Annotated in this window: 16 protein-coding genes; 8 read left to right on the top strand and 8 right to left on the bottom strand. The window is 70.0% G+C overall.

Translation table 11 applies throughout. The features are described from left to right. Position 1: 1 nt before the first annotated feature. From IPV10_RS12280 to IPV10_RS12295, 4 genes are read left to right on the top strand one after another with little or no spacing between them, the layout of a single operon-like run. On the top strand, positions 2-1,183 hold the full coding sequence (locus IPV10_RS12280; RefSeq protein WP_207484275.1) for a spermidine/putrescine ABC transporter substrate-binding protein: 1,182 nt from the start codon (positions 2-4) through the stop codon (positions 1,181-1,183). Next, positions 1,176-2,060 (top strand): ABC transporter permease, encoded by an 885-nt coding sequence (locus tag IPV10_RS12285; protein ID WP_207484277.1) that lies wholly within the window; start codon positions 1,176-1,178, stop codon positions 2,058-2,060. The genes IPV10_RS12280 and IPV10_RS12285 overlap by 8 nt, the downstream gene beginning before the upstream one ends. After that, positions 2,057-2,911 carry an ABC transporter permease gene (locus IPV10_RS12290; RefSeq protein ID WP_207484279.1) on the top strand — a complete coding sequence of 285 codons (855 nt, stop codon included), beginning with the start codon at positions 2,057-2,059 and terminating at the stop codon, positions 2,909-2,911. The genes IPV10_RS12285 and IPV10_RS12290 overlap by 4 nt, the downstream gene beginning before the upstream one ends. A gap of 1 nt (position 2,912) precedes the next feature. Beyond that, complete coding sequence (locus IPV10_RS12295; RefSeq protein WP_207484282.1) at positions 2,913-4,568, top strand: amidohydrolase; 1,656 nt, start codon at positions 2,913-2,915, stop codon at positions 4,566-4,568. A gap of 48 nt (positions 4,569-4,616) precedes the next feature. On the opposite strand, the gene IPV10_RS12300 is transcribed toward IPV10_RS12295, so the two are convergent. The 3 genes from IPV10_RS12300 to IPV10_RS12310 all read right to left on the bottom strand — a co-directional run bounded on the left by IPV10_RS12300 (position 4,617) and on the right by IPV10_RS12310 (position 9,067). Continuing rightward, complete coding sequence (locus IPV10_RS12300; RefSeq protein WP_207484284.1) at positions 4,617-6,068, bottom strand: carboxylesterase/lipase family protein; 1,452 nt, start codon at positions 6,066-6,068, stop codon at positions 4,617-4,619. 113 nt (positions 6,069-6,181) lie between these two features. Then, positions 6,182-7,570: an aspartate aminotransferase family protein gene (locus IPV10_RS12305; protein ID WP_207484286.1), complete on the bottom strand. Its 1,389-nt coding sequence runs from the start codon at positions 7,568-7,570 to the stop codon at positions 6,182-6,184. A 12-nt stretch (positions 7,571-7,582) separates the two neighbouring features. Next, positions 7,583-9,067, bottom strand: a complete 1,485-nt coding sequence (locus tag IPV10_RS12310; RefSeq protein ID WP_207484288.1) for a CoA-acylating methylmalonate-semialdehyde dehydrogenase — start codon at positions 9,065-9,067, stop codon at positions 7,583-7,585. A gap of 101 nt (positions 9,068-9,168) precedes the next feature. On the opposite strand from IPV10_RS12310, the gene IPV10_RS12315 reads away from it, so the two are divergent. After that, positions 9,169-10,716, top strand: coding sequence for a PucR family transcriptional regulator ligand-binding domain-containing protein (locus IPV10_RS12315; RefSeq protein WP_307861124.1), 1,548 nt, complete (start codon positions 9,169-9,171; stop codon positions 10,714-10,716). Positions 10,717-10,824: 108 nt separating this feature from the next. Here the strand turns inward: IPV10_RS12315 and IPV10_RS12320 are convergent, their stop codons facing one another. The 4 genes from IPV10_RS12320 to IPV10_RS12335 form a co-directional block, all read right to left on the bottom strand. Next, positions 10,825-12,225 (bottom strand): aspartate aminotransferase family protein, encoded by a 1,401-nt coding sequence (locus tag IPV10_RS12320; protein ID WP_207484290.1) that lies wholly within the window; start codon positions 12,223-12,225, stop codon positions 10,825-10,827. Continuing rightward, entirely contained in the window at positions 12,222-12,689 is a 468-nt protein-coding gene (locus IPV10_RS12325) for an Lrp/AsnC family transcriptional regulator (RefSeq protein ID WP_207484292.1), read from the bottom strand. The genes IPV10_RS12320 and IPV10_RS12325 overlap by 4 nt, the downstream gene beginning before the upstream one ends. Positions 12,690-12,779: 90 nt before the next feature. Then, positions 12,780-13,958 (bottom strand): acyl-CoA dehydrogenase family protein, encoded by a 1,179-nt coding sequence (locus IPV10_RS12330; protein ID WP_207484329.1) that lies wholly within the window; start codon positions 13,956-13,958, stop codon positions 12,780-12,782. Between the two features lie 11 nt (positions 13,959-13,969). After that, a complete protein-coding gene (locus IPV10_RS12335) occupies positions 13,970-14,728 on the bottom strand; it encodes an alpha/beta fold hydrolase (RefSeq protein WP_207484294.1) in 759 nt (252 codons plus the stop codon). 144 nt (positions 14,729-14,872) lie between these two features. Between IPV10_RS12335 and IPV10_RS12340 the strand changes: the two genes are divergently transcribed. The 3 genes from IPV10_RS12340 (at position 14,873) to IPV10_RS12350 (ending at position 19,011) form a co-directional block, all read left to right on the top strand. Continuing rightward, positions 14,873-16,360, top strand: a complete 1,488-nt coding sequence (locus IPV10_RS12340) for an APC family permease (protein ID WP_207484296.1) — start codon at positions 14,873-14,875, stop codon at positions 16,358-16,360. 16 nt (positions 16,361-16,376) lie between these two features. After that, a complete protein-coding gene (locus IPV10_RS12345) occupies positions 16,377-16,892 on the top strand; it encodes a hypothetical protein (RefSeq protein WP_207484298.1) in 516 nt (171 codons plus the stop codon). A 109-nt stretch (positions 16,893-17,001) separates the two neighbouring features. Next, positions 17,002-19,011, top strand: a complete 2,010-nt coding sequence (locus tag IPV10_RS12350) for a primary-amine oxidase (protein WP_207484300.1) — start codon at positions 17,002-17,004, stop codon at positions 19,009-19,011. 72 nt (positions 19,012-19,083) lie between these two features. Here the strand turns inward: IPV10_RS12350 and IPV10_RS12355 are convergent, their stop codons facing one another. Further along, positions 19,084-20,019 carry a LysR substrate-binding domain-containing protein gene (locus IPV10_RS12355; protein WP_242684928.1) on the bottom strand — a complete coding sequence of 312 codons (936 nt, stop codon included), beginning with the start codon at positions 20,017-20,019 and terminating at the stop codon, positions 19,084-19,086. Positions 20,020-20,078: the final 59 nt, after the last annotated feature.

Below are 20,078 nucleotides of genomic sequence, written 5' to 3' on the forward strand. Positions count from 1 at the left end.
CATGAACGACACGACCAGCATCCGCATCCTCGCCGACAGCAAGGCGGCGCCGATCCTGCGCCACCAGCTCACCCGCCGCGGGTTCATGAGCACTGTCGCCGCTCTCGGCGCCGCCGGCCTCCTCACCGCCTGCACCCCGGCCGGCGGGGGCAAGCCCGCGGCGCAGGCCACCGGCGGCGAGATCGAGGGGTCGCTCTCGATCTACAGCTGGGGTGAATACGACGCGCCTGAGGTCGTCGAGGCCTTCACGAACGAGCACGGCGCGAAGGTCGTGATGGACACCTTCGCCTCGAATGAGGAGATGATCGCCAAGCTGATCGCCGCGAAGGGCAGCAGCGGCTACGACCTGGTGGTGCCGACCGGCGTGTTCATCCCGCAGATGATCGAGAACGGGCTGCTCACGAAGCTCAACCTCGACCTGATCCCGAACATCGAGCACATGGACCCCGAGTTCCTCGGTCGCGCGTGGGATCCGGAGAACGAGTACTCGATCTGCAAGGCGTGGGGCACGACCGGCTTCGTGTACGACAAGACGGTCATCACCCGGGAGCTCGCGACCTGGGCCGACTTCATCGACGCGGCGGGGAACGAGGCCTCGGGCAAGACCTCCGTCCTCGACGACCCCTCGCCGATGTGCGGCATCTACTACTGGGCGAACGGCATCGACTGGAACACGACCGACCCCGCAGATCTCGACGCCTGCGAGAAGTTCATGGTCGAGGAGCTCGCGCCGCACATCTCCGCGTTCGACTCGTACCCCGGCGGCTCGGCGATCCCGCAGGGCTCGCACGTGCTGATGCAGGCCTGGAACGGGGACGCGCGCATCGGCATCCTGGAGTCGCCCGACCCCGACCGCTGGCAGTGGGTGCTCGGCGCGCCGGACACGGAGATCTGGATGGACAACTGGGCGCTCGCCGCAGGAGCTCCGCACCCGGAGGCGGCGCACGCGTTCCTGAACTTCATCCTCACCCCGGACGCGCAGCTGGCGCAGGTCGACTACATCGGCTATCACACCGGTGCCGCCGGCATCAGCGAGGCCGCGGAGGAGGCCGAGCTCGAGCGCCTCGACCTGGTGTTCTTCGACGAGGCGCAGGTCGCGACCATGCACGAGGGCAAGGTCGGCGAGCAGCAGGCGCGCGTGGTCGAGATCTGGAACGCGACGAAGGCGGCAGCGGGTGCGTAGGCCCCGCTACCTGCTCGCGATACCCGCCTGGATCTGGCTGCTGGCATTCTTCGTCGCGCCGATCGGGATGGTGGTGTGGTTCAGCTTCGGGTACAAGCCGGGCATCTTCGGCACCCACGCGAACGACGTGCTCTCGTTCGACCGCTACATCGAGGCGCTGTCGCCGACGTTCTTCACGACGTTCCAGAACACGCTCTGGGTAGGCATCGCCGGCACGGCGCTGTGCCTGATCATCGGGATGCCGGTGGCGTACTGGATGGCGGTCAAGGCTCCGCCCGCACGACGGGGCCTGCTGCTGGCGCTGGTGATGGTGCCGTTCTGGACGAACTTCCTGGTGCGGACGCTGGGGTGGCAGGTCATCCTCTCGCCGGAGGGCTGGCTGTCGACTCTGCTCCAGGACCTCGGGATCACGCACGGCCCGATCGAGGTGCTGTACACGCGGGGCGCCGTGCTGCTCGGCGTCGTCTACAACTACCTGCCGCTGATGATCCTCCCGCTCTTCGTCGCGTTCGACAGGGTGAGCACTCCGCTGCGCGAGGCGAGCGAGGACCTGGGGGCGAACGGCGTCAGCACCTTCTTCCGGATCACCGTGCCGCTGGCCAGACCCGGCATCATCGCCGGCGTGCTGCTGGTGTACATCCCGCTGATGGGTGACTACATCACGGCCACCGTGCTCGGCGGAGCACAGGGCAACATGATCGGCCAACTGGTGGCGAGCCAGTTCGGCACGGCGCAGAACTGGGCGCTCGGATCCGCGATGGCGGTGCTGCTGATCATCGTGATCATGCTCTCGGTCGCCGTGGCCGCCGCGATCATCTGGCTGATCACGCTGCCGCTGCGCACACGGAACCGCCTCGTGCTGGGGGTGGCGGCATGAGCCGGGCGCGGCGCCGCGGCCGGGTCGGCGACAGGGTTCTGGCCACGTGGTCGGTGCTCGTCTTCGTCTTCCTGTTCCTGCCGATCATCGTGATCGTGATCTCCTCCTTCAACTCCGGCCGGCTCCTGGTCGCGTGGGACGGCTTCAGCCTCGAGCCGTTCGCCGCGATCCTGGAGAAGCCGGTGATCCGCGATGCGGTGATGGTGTCGATCCGCACCGGCCTGATCGCCGCGGTGCTGGCCTCACTGCTCGGCACGCTGGCCGGCATCGCGATGGCGAGGCGACCGGGACGCTGGGTCTGGTGGTTCCTCGGACTCCTGCTGCTGGTCTCGGTCACACCGGAGATCGTCGACGCGGTCGCGCTGCTGCCATGGCTGGTGTTCCTCGGCCAGGATCTCGGGATGGCGCTGTTCAGCGACGGGACCGCGCGTCTCGTCGTCGGGCACTCGCTGTTCTCGGTCGCGATCGTCTCGTACATCGTCAGGGCTCGACTCGTCGGTCAGGACGCCCGGCTCGAGGAGGCCTCGGCCGACCTCTACGCGACGCCGGTGCGCACCTTCTTCCGGGTGACGCTGCCGCTGGCGATGCCTGCCGTGCTCGCCGGGTTCCTGCTGTCCTTCACTCTGAGCCTCGACAACACCGTGGTGTCGGCGTTCGTGCAGGTGTCGGGCACGACGCCCTGGCCGGTGTACGTGCTGAGCGCTCTGCGCAGCGGCCTGCGGCCGGAGATCGCCGCGGTGTCGACGATCATGCTCGTGCTCACGCTCGTGGCGCTCGCACTGGTCGCGGTGGTGCTGCGGAGAGCGGGGGACTCGGCCACCGAGATCGCCCGGACCATGGCAGGAGGATGACATGACCCATGCCGATATCGTGTTCACCGGCGGGCGCCGGGGAGGGCGGGCTTTCCTCGCGGACGCGGCGCGGCGCACGGCGCCCGCTGTCGCGGTCACAGGAGGCAGGATCAGTGCCGTCGGACACGACCTGGAGGACCTGATCGGGCCGCGCACCGAGGTCGTCGACCTCGCCGGGCGGCTGCTCGTGCCGGGATTCCAGGACGCTCACGTGCATCCGGTCTGGGGCGGTCTCGACATGCTGCGCTGCGACCTGTCCGCACTGTCGACGCGCGAGGAGTACCTCGCCCGGATCGCCGAGTACGCCGCGGCTCACCCCGAGGGCTGGGTGCTCGGCGGAGGCTGGCAGATGTCGGCCTTCCCCGGCGGCACGCCCACGGCGGACGACCTCGACACGGCCGTGCCCGATCGGCCGGCGTTCCTGCCGAACCGCGACGGCCACGGCGCGTGGGTGAACTCGCGCGCGCTCGAGCTGGCCCGCATCACCCGGGACACGCCGGACCCGGTGGACGGGCGCATCGAGCGCGATGCCGAGGGGGAGCCGACCGGCACCCTGCACGAGGGCGCGATGGGGCTGGTCAACCGGCTGCTCCCGCCCGAGCCGCCGGAGCGACTCGTCGACGCCCTGCTGATCGGCCAGCGGCACCTGCACTCGTACGGCATCACCGCCTGGCAGGATGCCATCGTCGGCACGCAGTACGGCGATGCGGGCGATCCGCTGCCGGCGTACCTGACGGCGGCGGCGTCAGGGGCCCTGACGGGACGCGTGGTCGGATCACTGTGGTGGGACCGCGCGCGGGGCCTCGAGCAGATCGACGACATCGTGGCACGTCGCGCGTCCGGCGTCGTCGGCCGCTTCAGCGCCCGCAGCGTGAAGATCATGCAGGACGGCGTGGCGGAGAACTTCACCGCGGCGATGCTGGAGCCGTACTGCGACGGCCACGGGCATCCGGGCGCCGACGACGGCATCTCGTTCGTCGAGCCGGAGCTGCTGAAGGAGGCGGCGACGCGATTGGACGCGCTCGGGTTCACCCTGCACTTCCACGCGATCGGCGACCGCGCGGTGCGCGAGTGCCTGGACGCCGTCGAAGCCGCTCTCGCCGCGAACGGCCCGAGCGGGAACCGCCACCACATCTCGCACATCCAGGTCGTGCACCCCGACGACGTCCCGCGTTTCCGCGCCCTGGACGTGGCCGCGAACATGCAGATGCTGTGGGCGACGCTCGAGCCGCAGATGGTGGATCTGACCATCCCGTTCCTCGGCGACACGCGCTCCGCATGGCAGTACCCGTTCGGCGACCTGCTGCGCTCCGGGGCGGCGCTCGCGGCAGGCAGCGACTGGTCGGTGTCGACGCCGAATCCGCTCGCGGCCATCCACGTCGGGGTGAACCGGCGCTCCGCGCCCACCGAGTGGGAGGGCGACTACCCGCCGTTCCTGCCGGAGCAGGCGATCGACCTCGGCACGGCGCTCGCCGCGTACACCGCAGGGTCGGCGCGGGTGAACCATCTCGACGAGACGGGGACGATCGCGGTCGGGATGCTCGCCGACCTGGCCCTGCTCGACCGGGACCCGTTCGAGCATCCGGCCGAGGAGATCGGCCTCACCGAGGTGATCGGCACGTGGGTCGAGGGCGAGCGGGTGCACGAGGCCGGCTGATCGGGCCGGCCGGCCGACCGGGCGGGCCGACAGGCGCAGGCCGGCGGTTCAGACCAGCGGGAGGGCGCCGTCGTACTCGGTCGAGGTGAGCTGCGGGCCGTCGTCGGCGCCGAACACCCTGGCGGTGCCGGGGTCGGTGTCCCACGCACGCCAGCCCGGGTCGTGCCGGTGCAGGAACGACACGGCGGTCGCGTGCATGAGGTCGGCGAGACGCTGCGGCGGAGCAGGTCCCGCCAGACGGCGGACGCGGGGCGCGTCGAGCACATCCCACCAGAACGGCACGTCCAGGCAGTGGCATGACCAGCCGAGCACGGGCGACACCCACGCGAACCGGTACGCCCACGTCGACTCGCCGTCCCGCGCCTCCGCGACGCTCACCACCAGTGAGCGGAACACCTCGTCGGCGATGTAGCGTCCGAGCAGGCCGATCGCGTTGCGGCGGTGCGCGCGGTTGGCGGCCAGCCAGCTGCGCCGCCGCGGCGCATCCTGCGCGAGCAGCGGCAGGGCGAGGCTCCGCGGCAGGTGGCGCAGGAACATCGGGGCCGTCTCCAGCGCGGTCGTGAACTCGTCGTCGGTCGCGCCGAGGAGGAGCGGCTTGCCTGCGCCGACGCCGGAGCGGAGGGAGTCGACGGTCGACTGCCGGATCAGGTCGTCGTCGATCACCGGCCCCCACGGCACGCCATCGTGCAGCGGGGTGAGCAGGGCTGCGAGCCCGCGCTTGCCGAGCAGGCCCGCCTCGTACTGACGCCGGGTGAGCCGGCGCTCGCTCGTGCTCCGGAATCCCCGCAGGTCGGGGCGGACGCCGGCCAGTTCGGCGAGGCGGATGCTGCGCTGCCGCGCGACGTCCCGCGGAATGTCGGCGAGTGCTCCGGAGAACGAGATCGCCCCCTGGAACAGATGCTGCGCCGACGGCATCCCGAGCAGCGTGAGCACCGCGCCGCCGCCTGCCGAGTGCCCGGCGATCGTCACCCGCCCCGCATCGCCGCCGAAGGCCGCGATGTTCCGCCGCACCCACTCCAGCGCCGCCAGCCAGTCGCGCACCCCGCGGTTGTCGGGCGCGCCGTCGATGACGCCGAAGCCGTCGAAGCCGAGCCGGTAGGAGACGGTCACCGTGACGACGCCGTCGCGGGTGAAGGTGCCGCCGTCGTACCAGGAGCCGACGGGGGAGCCGGCGGAGTAGCCGCCGCCGTGGAACCAGACGAGCACGGGCAGGGCAGCGGGGGCGAGCGACGGGGTGAAGACGTTGAGGTTGAGCGTCTCGGCGCCGGGGACGCTCGGCTCGGGGATGAAGGCCCCAGGCTCCTCGCGGCGCTGCGGCGTGGGGCCGTAGGCGATGGCATCGCGGAGCCCGCTCCATGGCTCGACGGGCTGCGGGGGGAGGAACCGGTTGACGCCGACCGGAGCGGCGGCGAACGGGATGCCGAGGAACGCCAGGTCTCGGGCACGGCGGACCCCTCGGATCGGACCTTCCGCCGTCCCCACGACCGGATCTTCGCCCATGCTGCTCACTCCTGGACCGCCAGTATGCAGTCGGATGCAGGGGCGGTCACGCTGCTTGCGCGAACGCGCCGGATGTGCTGAGCCGTGCCCAGCGCATCCGGCGCGTCAGCCGATCAGGAGGAGGCGGCCTCGTCGGCGACGTCGAGCGCCTGATCGATCGCGGCGAGCCCGCGGACGAGCTCCTCCTCGGAGATCACCAGCGGGGGAGCGACGTGCACGCGGTTGAAGTGCGTGAACGGCCAGACTCCCGCCCGCTTCGCCGCGGCGGCGAAGGCGGCCATCGGCGCGGCATCCGCGCCGGACGCGTTGAACGGCACCAGCGGCTCGCGCGTCTCCTTGTCGCGCACCAGCTCGATCGCCCAGAACAGGCCGCGTCCGCGGACCTCTCCGACGGACGGGTGCTTGTCGACCCAGGAGCGCAGCGTCGGCTCGACGACGCGCGAGCCCAGGTCGCGCACGCGCTCCAGGATGCCGTCGCGGCGGAACACCTCGAAGGTGGCCACACCCGCGGCGCACGCGAGCGGATGACCGGAGTAGGTCAGCCCGCCGGCGAACGGCACTGTGTCGAACGCCCTCGCGATGCGGTCGCTGATGATCACCCCGCCGAGCGGCACGTAGCCGGAGTTCACGCCCTTGGCGAAGGTGATGAGGTCGGACTTCGCGCCGACCGCATCGATGCCGAACCACTCGCCCAGGCGCCCGAAGCCGACCATGACCTCGTCGGCGATGTACACGATGCCGTAGCGGTCGCACAGCTCGCGCACGCCCTGCAGGTAGCCGGGCGGCGGGATCAGCACGCCGTTGGTGCCGACCACGGTCTCGATGATGATCGCCGCGATCGTCTGCGGGCCCTCGAGCTGGATCGTCTGCTCGAGGTGGGCGAGAGCCCGCTCAGACTCCTGCTCCGGGGTCTCCGCATGGAACGGCGAGCGGTAAAGGTACGGCCCGAAGAAGCGGACCGCACCGGTGTCGACCGTGTCGTTCGCCCAGCGCCGAGGATCGCCCGTGAGGGAGATCGCCGTCGCGGTGGAGCCGTGGTAGCTCCGGTACATCGAGAGCACCTTGCGCCGGCCCGTGGACTGCCTGGCCATGCGCACCGCGTACTCGTTCGCCTCGGCGCCGCCGTTGGTGAAGAAGACCTTCTCCATGCCGTCGGGCGCGACCTCGGCGATGAGCCGGGCGAGCTCGCCGCGGACGTCGTTCGCGACCGACGGCTGGATCGTCGCCAGCCGGCCGGCCTGCTGCTGGATCGCGGACACGAGGTCAGGATGCTGATGCCCGAGGTTCAGGTTCACCAGCTGGCTCGAGAAGTCGAGGTAGGCGTTGCCGGCGTAGTCCCAGAAAGTCGACCCCTCGCCCGCGGCGACGGGAAGCGGGTCGATCATTCCCTGCGCGCTCCACGAGTGGAACACGTGCCCGCGGTCGTCCGCGCGCACCTGCGCCTCCGCCTCGGCGGCCGGGAGGGGGTGCTCGGCACCGTGCCGGTCGATGTGGTTCGTCATCTCAGTCCTCGTTCAGTGGTTGCTGGGGAAGCCCAGGTCGATCTGCGACGGCGTGTGGTCGGGCCAGCGGGTGGTGACGACCTTGGAACGAGTGTAGAAGTGCACGGACTCGGGGCCGTAGATGTGCGAGTCGCCGAACAGCGAGTCCTTCCAGCCGCCGAACGAGAACGCGCCGACCGGCACCGGGATCGGCACGTTCACGCCGACCATGCCGACCTCGATGTCGAACTCGTACTGGCGGGCCGTGCCGCCGTCGCGCGTGAAGATCGCGGTGCCGTTGCCGTACGCGTTCGAGTTCACGAGCTCCACGGCCTCCGAGTAGTTCTCCACCCGGACGACGGAGAGCACGGGGCCGAAGATCTCGTCCTCGTAGACCTTCATGCCGGGGGCGACCTGATCGATCAGGCTGACGCCGATGAAGAAGCCGTCAGAGTCGAACTGCTGCGTCGTGCCGTCGACGACGACCTTGGCGCCCTCGGCGGCGGCTCCTGTGACGTAGGAGGCGACGCGGTCACGGTGCTCGCGGGTGATCAGCGGGCCCATCTCGCTCGCGGCGTCGTCTCCGGCGCCGATGGTCAGGCCCTCGATGCGGGAGGCGATCGCCGCGATCAGGTCGTCGGCGACGTCGCCGACCGCGACCAGCACGGAGACCGCCATGCAGCGTTCGCCGGCGGAGCCGTAGGCGGCGGAGATCGCGGCGTCCGCGGCCGCATCGATGTCGGCATCCGGCATCACGACCATGTGGTTCTTCGCGCCGCCGAGGGCCTGGACGCGCTTGCCGTTGGTGGAGGCGCGCTGATAGACCGAACGGGCGATCGGGGTGGAGCCGACGAAGCTGATCGCCTTGACCTTCGGCGAGTCGAGCAGCGCGTCGACGGCCTCCTTGTCGCCGTTGACGACGTTGAGGACGCCGGCCGGAAGGCCGGCCTCGAGGAAGAGGTTGGCCAGCCAGACCGCGGCCGACGGGTCCTTCTCGCTGGGCTTGAGGACGACGGTGTTGCCGCAGGCGATCGCCGAGGCGATCATCCACAGCGGCACCATCACCGGGAAGTTGAACGGGGTGATCGCGGCGACGACGCCGACCGGCTGCTTGACGGAGTGCACGTCGACTCCGCGGGAGACCTGCTCGCTGCGCTCGCCCTTGAGCAGGTGCACGAGGCCGGCGGCGAACTCGACGTTCTCGATGCCGCGGGAGACCTCGCCCGCCGCATCCGAGAGCACCTTGCCGTGCTCGCTGGTGACGATCGCGGCGAGCTCGGGAGTGCGGTCCTTCAGGAGCTGGCGCAGGCGGAAGAAGACGTCGGCGCGCTTGATCAGGCTGGTCTCGCGCCAGGCGGGGAGGGCAGCGGCGGCCGCGGCGATGGCGGTCTCGACCTCGGCGGTCGACGCGAACGCGACCTGCTTCGAGACCTGGCCGGTGGCCGGATCGAAGACCTGGCCGGTGCGGGCGGCCTCGGCGGTCTCGACTCCGTTGATGACGTGACGGACGATGTCCACGAATTCTCCTCGATGTGGGGGATGTGCGTGATCGAACAATCTGACCGACATTCGATACGCTGGCTTGCATCAATGATCACAGAGCAGAGAGGGGCATCCAGGTGTCAGAGCGTCAGGACTTCGACGAGTATCGGACAGAACGTCCGGCACGGGAAGCCGATGCGCTGCTCACGGTCGCCGACGTGCTCGCGATGCCGGCGCTGCAGGCCGGATCCCCCGACGTGATCGTGGGCGGTGGCGCCCTCGAGGCGGCGGTGCGCTGGGCGCACGTCTCGGACAGTGCGGGCGTCGCCCGGCTTCTCGACGGCGGTGAACTGCTGCTCAGCACGGGGGCCGGATGGCCGGATGACCCTGCCGCACTGCGGGAGTTCGCCGTCGGCCTGCACTCTTCCGGCGTGGCGGGGATCGTGGTCGAGCTCGGCGGCGCGCATGCGGTGATCCCGGATGCTGTGGTGGATGTCTGCACCGAGGCGGGGCTCGCGCTGATCGCGCTGACGAGCGAGGTGAAGTTCGTGGCGGTCACCGAGGCGGTGCACCGCGCGCTGATTGCGGCGCAGACCGGCGCGCTGCGCGAGCGCCAGCACCTGCACGAGCTGTTCACGGCGCTGAGCCTGCGCGGAGCGCCCGCAGACGTCGTCGTCGCCGAGACCGCACGGGCGCTCGGAGCGCCGGTGCTGCTGGAGAACCTCGCCCACGAGGTGATCGCCCAGGAGAGCCTGCGGATGCCGGTGGCCGACGCCGTCAGGAGCCGTCATCGCTCGGATGCCGAGCGGATCCCCGTGCAGGCCAGGGGCGTCCGCTGGGGGACCCTGATCGGCCTGCCCGGACCGGCGCACCCCGCCGGCCGGCTCACCGTGCTCGAGCAGGGGGCGACGGCCCTCGCTTTCGGCTGCCTCGCCGACGGCGGGGACACGGAGTGGGCGCTGCTCGCCCAGCGCGGCGTGATCGACGACCTCCTCGGCGCGCGGTTCGCGAGTGCCGACGACATCGCCGCCCGGCTCGAGGCCGGCGGCTTCCGCGTCGCCGGCAGACGATGCCACGGCATCCTGCTGCGGGGCACCGGCTCGATCAGCGACCTCGCCTACCGCGCGCGACTCGCCGGGTGCGCCGTGGTCGCCGCTCGCGTTGGCGATGACGACGTCGCGCTGCTGTCGCTGCCGGCATCCGCCGTTCTGGGCGATGACATGCTCGCCAAGATCGCCGGCCCCGATCGCACGGTCTTCGTCGGGCCCCCGGCCGATGAGGTGCTCGACCTGCTCGCGTCGCTGCGCGCCGCGCGGGACCTCGCAGACAGCGACCCCTCCGATGCCGGTCCTCGGATCCGCCGCGTCGACGGCCGCCCGCTGGAGCGCCTGGTCGCCCGGCTCCGCGACGATCACCGGCTGCACGAGCACAGCGAGCGGATGCTGGCCCCGCTGATCCGCCACGACCGCGAGCGCCGCGGCGACCTGCTGGACGTGCTGTCAGCACTCGTCGCGCACCCGGGCAACCGCTCGGCGGCCGCAGCGGCCAGCCACCTGTCGCGGTCGGTGTTCTACCAGCGGCTCACCCTGATCGCGGACCTGCTCGACGCGGATCTCGATGACGGCGAGACCCTTGCGGCGCTCCACCTCGCGCTGCTGGCCAGGCGGCGCACCGCATCCTCCTAGCCGCCCGGCCCCGCCCCGCCCAGCCCAGCCCAGCCCGCGAGACTTCACGAATGTCTCGAAATCGGGCCGAATCCGTGACATTCGTGAAGTCTCGCGAGTTGTGGCGGGTCAGAGGACGCTCTGCGCCCGGGTGAGCACGTCTCGGAGGATCTGCTCGATCTCGCGGAACTCCGGCTGCCCGATGGTCAGCGGCGGCGCCAGCTGGATGACGGGGTCGCCCCGGTCGTCGGCGCGGCAGTAGAGCCCGGCCTCGTAGAGGGCGGGGGAGAGGAAGCCGCGCAGCAGGCGCTCGGACTCGGCATCGTCGAAGGTCTCGCGGGTCGCCTTGTCCTTGACCAGCTCGATGCCGAAGAAGTATCCGTCGCCGCGGACGTCGCCGACGATCGGCAGGTCGAGGAGCTTCTCGAGCTCCGCCCGGAACAGGGGCGAGTTCTCGCGCACGTGGCCGTTCAGGTTCTCCTCGTCGAAGATCGCGAGGTTCTCCAGCGCGACCGCCGCCGAGACGGGATGCCCGCCGAACGTGTAGCCGTGGTAGAACGTCGTATCGCCCTTCGAGAACGGCTCGTAGATGCGGTCGCTGACGATCGTCGCGCCGATGGGGGAGTAGCCGCTGGTCATGCCCTTGGCGCAGGTGATCATGTCGGGCACGAAACCCATGCCGGTGCATGCGAAGGTGTGACCGAGGCGGCCGAACGCGCAGATGACCTCGTCGGAGACCAGCAGCACGTCGTGCCTGTCGCAGATCTCGCGCACCCTGGCGAAGTAGCCGGGAGGGGGCGGGAAGCAGCCGCCGGAGTTCTGCACGGGCTCGAGGAAGACCGCGGCCACGGTCTCCGGTCCTTCGAACAGGATCATCTCCTCGATGCGGTCGGCCGCCCAGCGGCCGAAGGCCTCCACATCATCGGCGGGTGCGCCCATCTCGGCGGCACGGTAGAAGTTCGTGTTCGGCACGCGGAACCCGCCGGGGGTGACCGGCTCGAACATCGCCTTCATCGCGGGGATGCCTGTGATCGCCAGCGCGCCCTGCGGGGTGCCGTGATAGGCGATCGCCCGGGAGATGACCTTGTGCTTGGTGGGCTGGCCCATCAGCTTCCAGTACTGCTTCGCGAGCTTGAACGCGGTCTCGACGGCCTCGCCGCCGCCGGTGGAGAAGAACACCCGGTTGAGGTCGCCGGGTGCCTCCTCTGCCAGCCGGTCGGCGAGCTCGATCGCCGCGGGATGCGCGTAGGACCACAGCGGGAAGAACGACAGCTCGGACGCCTGCTTCGCGGCGGCGTGCGCGAGGCGGCGACGGCCGTGCCCTGCGTTCACGACGAAGAGGCCGGCGAGGCCGTCGAAGTACTCCTTGCCCTTCGAGTCCCAGATGCGGTGGCCGTCGCCCTTGACGATGATCGGCACGCCGGATTTCTCCATCGTGGACTGCCGGGTGAAATGCATCCAGAGGTGGTCCTTGGCCATCGCCTGGAGCTCGGCCTCGGTCGGGATCGTGCGGGTGGTGGCGATGCTCATCTGGTCCCCCAGTTGTAGAGCTGCTTCTGCAGCTTGGCGTAGATGAAGGTTTCGGTGGACAGCACGCCCTCGATCGGGCGGATGCTGTCGTTGATCGTCGCCAGGAGGTCCTCGTCGTCCTCGCAGACGACCTCGGCGAGGATGTCGAAGGATCCGACGGTGATCACGACGTAGTCGATGGCGTCGATCGCGGCGACCGCCTCGGCCACGACCCTCGTGTCGCCGGTGACGCGGATGCCGATCATCGCCTGCCGGCGGAAGCCGAGCTGCATCGGGTCGGTGACGGCGACGATCTGCATCACTCCCGAATCGGTCAGCCGCTGCACGCGCTGGCGGACAGCGGCCTCGCTGAGGCCGACCACGCGGCCGATGTCGGAGTACGAGCGCCGCCCGTCCTCCTGCAGCAGCTCGATGATCGTCTTCGAGACATCATCGAGTGCGGGATGTTTCTTCGTCGAAACCATGGTGCGATCTTCGCACCAGAATTCACTATTTGCAACTGATTTCGAAGGTGTAAAGGTGATTAGCCTCCGAAATCGACCGTATTCGTCAGTTCAAGAGTCGAGTGGTCCTAGCCACGCGCTCGCCGCGGTCGCGTGCGCCGACTCCGGATCGGAGGGATGGAAGGCGCCGGCGAGAACGTCGCGGTACAGCCGGGAGAGCTCGTTCGAGGAGAAGTAGGAGCCGCCGCCCGCCGTGAGCATCGCCTGGTCGACGACGTGCTTCGACATCGTGATCGCGCGGTGCTTGACGCCCGACAGCAGGGTGAACCAGCGCGCCCCGTTGTCGGCCAGTTCGTCGACGTCTCTGGCCAGCGACGCGATCTGCGGCGGCAGGGCGTCGTACGCCAGGGCCATGTCGGCGATGCGCCAGCGGATGTCTGGGTCCTGGCTGTAGGCCCGCTGAACCGGTCCCTGAGCTTGTCGAAGGGTCGATCGCCGGCTCTGCACGGTCAGCACGGCGAGGTCGAGGGCTCGCCGGGCGATGCCGGTGTAGACCGAGGCGAGCAGGATCTCGAACACGCTGAAGATCCCGAACACGATCGGGTCCGGGTTGGGGTCCGGATCGATGCGCCGCACCACGTGCGCGGCATCCGCCACCGCGTCATCCAGCCGGGTGGTCCGGCTCTGCGTCGCGCGCATGCCGAGCGTGTCCCAGTCGTCGGAGGTCGCTACGGCGTCCGTCCGCTCGATGAACGCGAACACGAGCTTCGGGGCGTCCGCGCTCGTGGTGTCCAGGCCGTGCAGGCCGAGCATCGTCCACACCGGCGCGAGCGAGGTGAAGATCTTCGTGCCGGTGAAGGCGTAGCCACCGCCGTCGAGCGGCCTGGCGTCGGTGTCGCTGCCGAACAGGACGAGGTCGTTGCCACCCTCGCTGATGCCGAATGCGAAGACCTCGCCGCGCACGGCGCCGTCCTGCACGAACTCGAGCCCGGGCACGCCCCGGTCGGAGAACACCTTCGCGACGCCGGTCCAGACGAGGTGCATGTTGATCGCGAGGGCGGTGGCGGGGGCGGCAGTCGCCAGGCGCTGCTGGAGGATCGCGGCTTCCGCGAGACCGAGGCCGGCGCCTCCCCGCTCGCGCGGCACCAGGATCGCGAGGTACCCCGCGTCCCGCAGCTCGTCGAGGTCCTGCTGCGGGAACGTGTTCTCGCGGTCGTGGATGGGCGCGCGCTCGCGGATCCGGTCGAGGAGATCGTCCGGAAGGAACGCAGCCGGGTCGAAATCGCTCATGCCAGTGTCGCTCATGCCAGTGCCTCCAGGAGATGGCGGATCGAGTCCTCGGGCCTGTCGCGGTGCGGGGAGTGGCCTGCGCCTTCGACCACGGACATCGTCAGGAGAGGGTTGGATGCCAGGGCGTCCGCCGCGGTCGCGCCGGTGAACAGGCTGTAGACGGCCGGGTCGGCGCCGATCACGTGGGCCGGAACCGTGAGGCGCGCGACGTCGGCCCGCACGTCCCACGGCTTGTTCTGCGCGCTCGTCTGCTCGACCGCCCAGCGGCTGGCGCGGTGCACCGCGTCGACCTTGAGTTCGATGTCCTGCGGGTGCCAGTGCGGATGCTCCGCCCGCACGACCTCGGTGCGCGGGTCTGCGAAGGCGCGCTCCTGGCTCTTGCGGATCACCTTCGCGTCGTGCCCCTCCACGAGGATGGCGGGGTCGATCAGCACGATCCGGCTCGTCCAGCCAGGGGCGGATGCCGCGGCCACAGTGCCGGCGGCGCCGCCGAGCGAATGGCCGATCACGGCATCCCAGGCGCCGCCCCCGTCTGGCGCCGTCGCTGCGAGGTCGGCGGCGTAGGCGGCGACCGTGTAGTCGACGGAGCGCGGCGCGTCGCCGTGGCCGCGGAGGTCGACGGCGGTCGCGTGCCACCCGTGCTCGGCGAGCCCGTCGCCGAGGCGCCACATCAGCGCCGCAGACGAGCCGAGCCCGTGCACGAGCAGTGCCCGGCGGTTCGAGAGGGGGTCGCCCCAGGAGATGCGAGGAAGCGTGAGCGGCGCAGGCATGTCCCCAGCCTACGGGCGGCGATGGCGAAGAGGTCAGCCTGCATCAGGAAAAGTGATGCAGGGGAGCGTTCACCCATATTGGCCAGATGCATCCGTGCTGCGCTTTACTGACGGCATCGAGTGGCCCACGAGAGGACCCGCGCCATGACTGTAGAACTTGAGACGTCCGACATCCGGACCCAGCCCCTGCGCAAGACGCTGGGACGGATGGACATCGTCTTCCTGTCCGTCGGCGCGATCATCGCGATCGACACTGTCGCCGCGATCGCATCGCTCGGCGGCGCCGAGGCGTTCACCTGGACGCTCGTGATCGGCGTGACCTTCCTGTTCCCCTACGCGATGGTCATCGCCGAGCTGGGCAGCGCCTTCCACGGCGAGGGTGGTCCCTTCGTGTGGGTGCGCCTCGCCTTCGGCAAGCTCGCCGCCGCGATCGCCACGATGTTCTACTGGATCACCAACCCGCTCTGGATGGGCGGATCGCTCGTCTTCGTCGCGGTGGCGACCTGGAGCGCCTACATCTCACCGATCGAGGACGGAAGCCCCGCGGACTACCTCTTCAAGCTCCTCTTCATCTGGCTGGCGATCGCCACGGCTGTCATCGGCCTCCAGCACGGCAAGAAGATCGTCGCCGCCGGCGCGATCGTGAAGGTCCTCCTGCTCGCGATCTTCGTCGTCACGGTCGGTCTCTACGCGATCCAGCACGGCGTGCACGGCTACGCCGCCGGCGACTTCACACCGACGCTCGGGGGCTTCCTGGCGGTGACGCCCGTCATCCTGTTCGCCGTCGTCGGCTTCGAGGCGCCGAACGGGGCCGCCGAGGAGATGCGCAACCCGCAGCGCGACGTGCCGAAGGCCATCGCGACCTCCGGCATCATCTCGATGCTCTGCTACCTGGTGCCGATCTTCGGCATCCTCGCGGTGCTCCCGGCCGAGAAGGTCGCCGGCGCGAGCGGCTTCCTCGACGCCCTGAAAGAGGTGTTCGTGGTCTACGGCGGCGCCTCCGACCTCGTCATGGGCGTCGCCGCGGTGGCCTTCGTCTTCATCGTCTTCACCCAGGCCAGCGCCTGGATGATCGCCTCCGACCGGGTGATGGCCGCCGCAGGCGCCGACGGCGCGTTCTTCCGCTACTTCGGCAAGTTCTCCGAGCGCTTCGGCACCCCGGTGCGCATGAACCTGCTCTCCGGCGTCGTCGCCTCGGTCTTCTGCATCGCCGCGACCCTGCTCCTCAGCGGCGACGCCGCCGCGGTGTTCTTCGTGGTGCTCATCATCGCGATCTCGACCCTGCTGCTTTCCTACCTGATCATCTTCCCGACGATCATCGTGCTGCGCCGCAAGTTCCCGGACGCGCACCGCCCCTACCGCGTACCCGGCGGCAAGGCCGGCGTGTGGGTCTGCACGATCCTCATCTACGCCTGGGTCGCCCTCGGCTCCTGGGTCGCCGTCTTCCCCGGCACCCTCGAGGCGGCGCTCGGCCTCGAGTACGATTTCCTCGATATCTGGGGCGTCGACCAGGTCACCTTCGAGTTCTTCACGATCGGCACGCTGCTCGCCATCACGGCGCTCGCTCTCGTCGGCTACGTGTGGCAGCGCGGCCGCGATCGCGCCGCCGGCATCGTCGAGATCGAGGCGTGATGCGCCCGAACCTGTCGTGAGCCTCCACGAGACGCTGCACACGGCCGCCGTCGCCGCCATGGCGTTGGCGGCCGTGGTGCATCCGGGGCTCCGCGACCGCGCCTGCCGGCCCGACCTCCTCGCTGCGATCGTGATGCTGGTCGCCATGGCTGATGCCCTGTGGCTGCGGATCGTGCCGACCGTGTACGCGATTGCGCTCCTGCTCGTCGCGGCGATGGCATCCGCCGCGATCCGCGCCGTGCTGGTGGGGCGCGGGGTGGTCCCACGCCTCGGCGCCTGCGAGAGCACCCACAGTCCGCTCGGCTTCGTCGCGACGGCGGTGTGCCTGCCGTCGATGCAGGGCGCGGCTCTGTCCGGCGGTGCCGCCCACCACGGGCTCGGAGCGGGGGCGTTCACCGCTCTCGTCGTGCTCGTCTGCGCCGGCTATGCCGTCGCCTCCTCCGTCGCCGCGTGGGCATCGGCCGGCGCCGAGCGCGCGCACTATGCGCTGATGGGCGCCGGCGCCGCGCTGATGGCGCTCGCGGTGCTGTGATCGCACTGCATCCATTCAACTGATCGATCTCGCCAGGCTGCATCACGCGAAGTGATTCAGTGCACATCGGACGGATATTGGCCAGCGGCCGTCACCTGCGATGTACTCGATGAAACAGGGCGTGCCTGCCGGTACGCCCGACGCCCCTGACACCGCAGTTTTGGAGAGCATCGTGATCACACCGATCGTCCTCACCGCTCAGCGCACGCATCCGCTCGACCCGCTCAGCGCGTCGGAGATCACGGCTGTCCGCGACCACCTCGTCGCGGAGGGGCGCCTCGGAGACACCGTGCGAGTGGCCTACCTCTCGCTCAGGGAGCCCGAGAAGGCGCTGCTGCGCGGTGGCGTCGACGTGCCGCGCGAGGCGCGCGTGATCCTGCTGGACACGGCGAACGGTGACACCACCGACGTGCTCGTCGACCTCACGAACGGGCGAACGGTGACAGCCGTCGCCGTCGACCCGCTGGTCACCGGCCAGGCGCCGGTGCTGTTCGAGGAGTTCGAGGCGATCGAGTCGATCCTCGCCGCGGATGCCGGCTGGCAGGCCGCTCTCGCCACCCGCGGACTGACCCCGGACCAGGTGCGGGTCGCGCCGCTGTCCGCCGGCATCTTCGACTACGAGGGCGAGGAGGGCCGCCGGCTGCTGCGCGGTCTGGCGTTCGTGCAGAAGGAGCCGGGTCAGTACGCGTGGGGGAACCCCGTCGACCAGCTCGTCGCGTTCGTCGACATGATCGAGCGCCGGGTCGTGCAGATCATCGACGATGGCCCGTCGGACGACCCGATCTCGAACGGGAACTTCGAGTCCCCCGAACTGACGGGGGCGCTGCGCACCGACCTCAAGCCTCTGCAGATCATCCAGCCGGAGGGGCCGAGCTTCACCCTCGAGGGCAACGTGCTGAGCTGGCAGAAGTGGGACATGCACATCGGCTTCGATGCTCGCGAGGGGCTCGTGATCGGGCAGATCGGCTTCGACGACCACGGCATCCGCCGCTCGATCATCGACCGCGCCTCCATCGCCGAGATGGTGGTGCCGTACGGCGACCCCGCTCCGTACCGCTCCTGGCAGAACTACTTCGACACAGGTGAGTACCTGGTCGGCCGCGACGCGAACTCCCTGGAGCTCGGCTGCGACTGCCTCGGCGAGATCACCTACCTCTCGCCGGTCGTCGCAGACGACTTCGGCAACCCGCGCGAGATCACCCAGGGCATCTGCATCCACGAGGAGGACTTCGGCCTGCTCTGGAAGCACACAGACGACTGGGCAGGCCACAGCTCCTCACGCCGCCAGCGCCGTCTCGTCGTGAGTTTCTTCACCACGGTCGGCAACTACGACTACGGCTTCTACTGGTACTTCTACCTCGACGGCACGATCCAGTTCGAGGCCAAGGCCACCGGCATCGTCTTCACCGCCCGGTACCCCGGAGAGGGCTACCCGTACGCGTCGCAGATCGCTCCGGGCCTGGGGGCGCCGTTCCACCAGCACCTCTTCTGCGCGCGGCTGGACATGGCCGTCGACGGCGACCGCAACGCCGTGCACGAACTCGACCTGCAGCGCGTGCCGAAGGGGGAGGGCAACCCGCACGGCAACGCCTTCACCCGCTCTCGCCGCGTGCTCGGCACCGAGTCCGAGGCGCGCCGCAAGGCGGACGGCCTCGCCGGCCGGGTGTGGGAAGTCGTCAGCACCGAGAAGACGAACATCGTCGGCGAGCCGGTCGCTTACACGCTCATCCCGCAGGGGCTGCCGACCCTCGCCGCGGCGGAGGACTCGTCGATCAGCAGGCGAGCGGCATTCGCGACCGAGCACCTGTGGGTGACCCGCTTCGCGGAGGATGAGCGCTACCCGGCTGGGGACTTCGTGAATCAGAGCGTCGGCTCGCCCGGTCTGCCGGAGTTCATCGCCGCCGATCGCACCATCGACGGCGAGGACATCGTGCTCTGGCACTCGTTCGGCCTCACGCACTTCCCGCGGGTCGAGGACTGGCCCATCATGCCGGTCGACTACACCGGTTTCACGCTGAAGCCGACGGGCTTCTTCGACGCGAACCCCGCGCTCGACGTGCCGCCGTCGCCCCGTGCCGAGGGCGGGTCGCACTGCGAATCCGGCAGCTGCCACTGCTGACCGGGTTCCTCAGGCTCCCGGGTTCGCGTGGTCGGGGGATCAGCGCGAGCTCGGGTATGTCGCGGCATCCGCTCAGGCGGTGTCGAGCGCGTCTGTGCCGAACATCTCCCGCGCCAGCGTGCCGATCACGCGGGCGCGGGCGGTGGGCCGCACGTTCGTCACCCGCACGAAGCAGACCTCGAGCGGGTCGGCGCGGGGCCCTGTGAGCGGGATCGCGACGACCTCGCCGCCGTCGTAGGTGATCGACGACTGCGGGATGTGGTTCAGCACCGAGTACCCCTCGCCGCGCCCCACGAGCGAGCGGATCGTCTCGTAGCTGCGCGAGGTGTAGCGGATGCGCGGCTCGACGCCCGCGGCCTCGTGCATGCCGAGGAAGTACTCGCGGGAGTGCGGGGTGTCCAGCAGCACCAGGTCCTCTCCGGCGAGGTCGGCCAGCCCCAGGTGCGGGCGCCCGGCCAGAGGGTGGTCGTGCGCCAGGAGGACGTGCGGCGCCGACGTGTACAGGCGGTCGAACGTGAGGTCGTGCGCGCGACCGAAGTCGTACGCGATCGCCGCTTCGACGCTGCCGGAGAGCAGCAGATCGGTCGTGCCGTCGACGTCGGCCTCGATGATCTCGATCCGCAGGTTCGGATGCAGCTCCCGCACACGGGAGATCAGGCGGGGGAGCACGAACGGCGCGAGCGTGACGAAGCAGGCGAGGCGCAGGGTGCCGCGCACGTCGTAGTGCTTGCCGCGCACGGTGTCGGTGATCTCGTCGACCTGCGCCAGCAGCGACCGTGCGTCGAGCAGCAGCTGCTCGCCGGCATCGGTCAGCGCGAGGCCCCTGCTGCGCTGGCGCACGAACAGCTGCACGCCCAGCCCCCGCTCCAGCTGCGCGATCGCAGTGGAGACGGCCGATTGCGCGACGTGGAGGTCGATCGAGGCCTCGGTCATCGAGCGCTTCGTCGCGGCGGCGAGGAAGTAGCGCAGCTGGACGAGGGTCATGTCGGGGCGGGTGAGGCGTGCCATGGCGACACTGTATCAACAGATCAGATACGGTGCGTCGTCAATCTCATCTATACAGATGC

This window comes from Microbacterium sp. SD291 (genome assembly GCF_017355365.1).
Classification (GTDB): Bacteria; Actinomycetota; Actinomycetes; order Actinomycetales; family Microbacteriaceae; genus Microbacterium.

What these genes read in the sequence shown, in the direction of transcription:
- IPV10_RS12280 (WP_207484275.1), top strand. Translation starts at nt 2, where the DNA reads ATGAACGACACGACCAGCATCCGCATCCTCGCCGACAGCAAGGCGGCG.
- IPV10_RS12290 (WP_207484279.1), top strand. Translation starts at nt 2,057, where the DNA reads ATGAGCCGGGCGCGGCGCCGCGGCCGGGTCGGCGACAGGGTTCTGGCC.
- IPV10_RS12295 (WP_207484282.1), top strand. Translation starts at nt 2,913, where the DNA reads ATGACCCATGCCGATATCGTGTTCACCGGCGGGCGCCGGGGAGGGCGG.
- IPV10_RS12300 (WP_207484284.1), bottom strand. Translation starts at nt 6,068, where the DNA reads ATGGGCGAAGATCCGGTCGTGGGGACGGCGGAAGGTCCGATCCGAGGG.
- IPV10_RS12305 (WP_207484286.1), bottom strand. Translation starts at nt 7,570, where the DNA reads ATGACGAACCACATCGACCGGCACGGTGCCGAGCACCCCCTCCCGGCC.
- IPV10_RS12320 (WP_207484290.1), bottom strand. Translation starts at nt 12,225, where the DNA reads ATGAGCATCGCCACCACCCGCACGATCCCGACCGAGGCCGAGCTCCAG.
- IPV10_RS12325 (WP_207484292.1), bottom strand. Translation starts at nt 12,689, where the DNA reads ATGGTTTCGACGAAGAAACATCCCGCACTCGATGATGTCTCGAAGACG.
- IPV10_RS12330 (WP_207484329.1), bottom strand. Translation starts at nt 13,958, where the DNA reads ATGAGCGATTTCGACCCGGCTGCGTTCCTTCCGGACGATCTCCTCGAC.
- IPV10_RS12335 (WP_207484294.1), bottom strand. Translation starts at nt 14,728, where the DNA reads ATGCCTGCGCCGCTCACGCTTCCTCGCATCTCCTGGGGCGACCCCCTC.
- IPV10_RS12340 (WP_207484296.1), top strand. Translation starts at nt 14,873, where the DNA reads ATGACTGTAGAACTTGAGACGTCCGACATCCGGACCCAGCCCCTGCGC.
- IPV10_RS12350 (WP_207484300.1), top strand. Translation starts at nt 17,002, where the DNA reads ATGAAACAGGGCGTGCCTGCCGGTACGCCCGACGCCCCTGACACCGCA.
- IPV10_RS12355 (WP_242684928.1), bottom strand. Translation starts at nt 20,019, where the DNA reads ATGGCACGCCTCACCCGCCCCGACATGACCCTCGTCCAGCTGCGCTAC.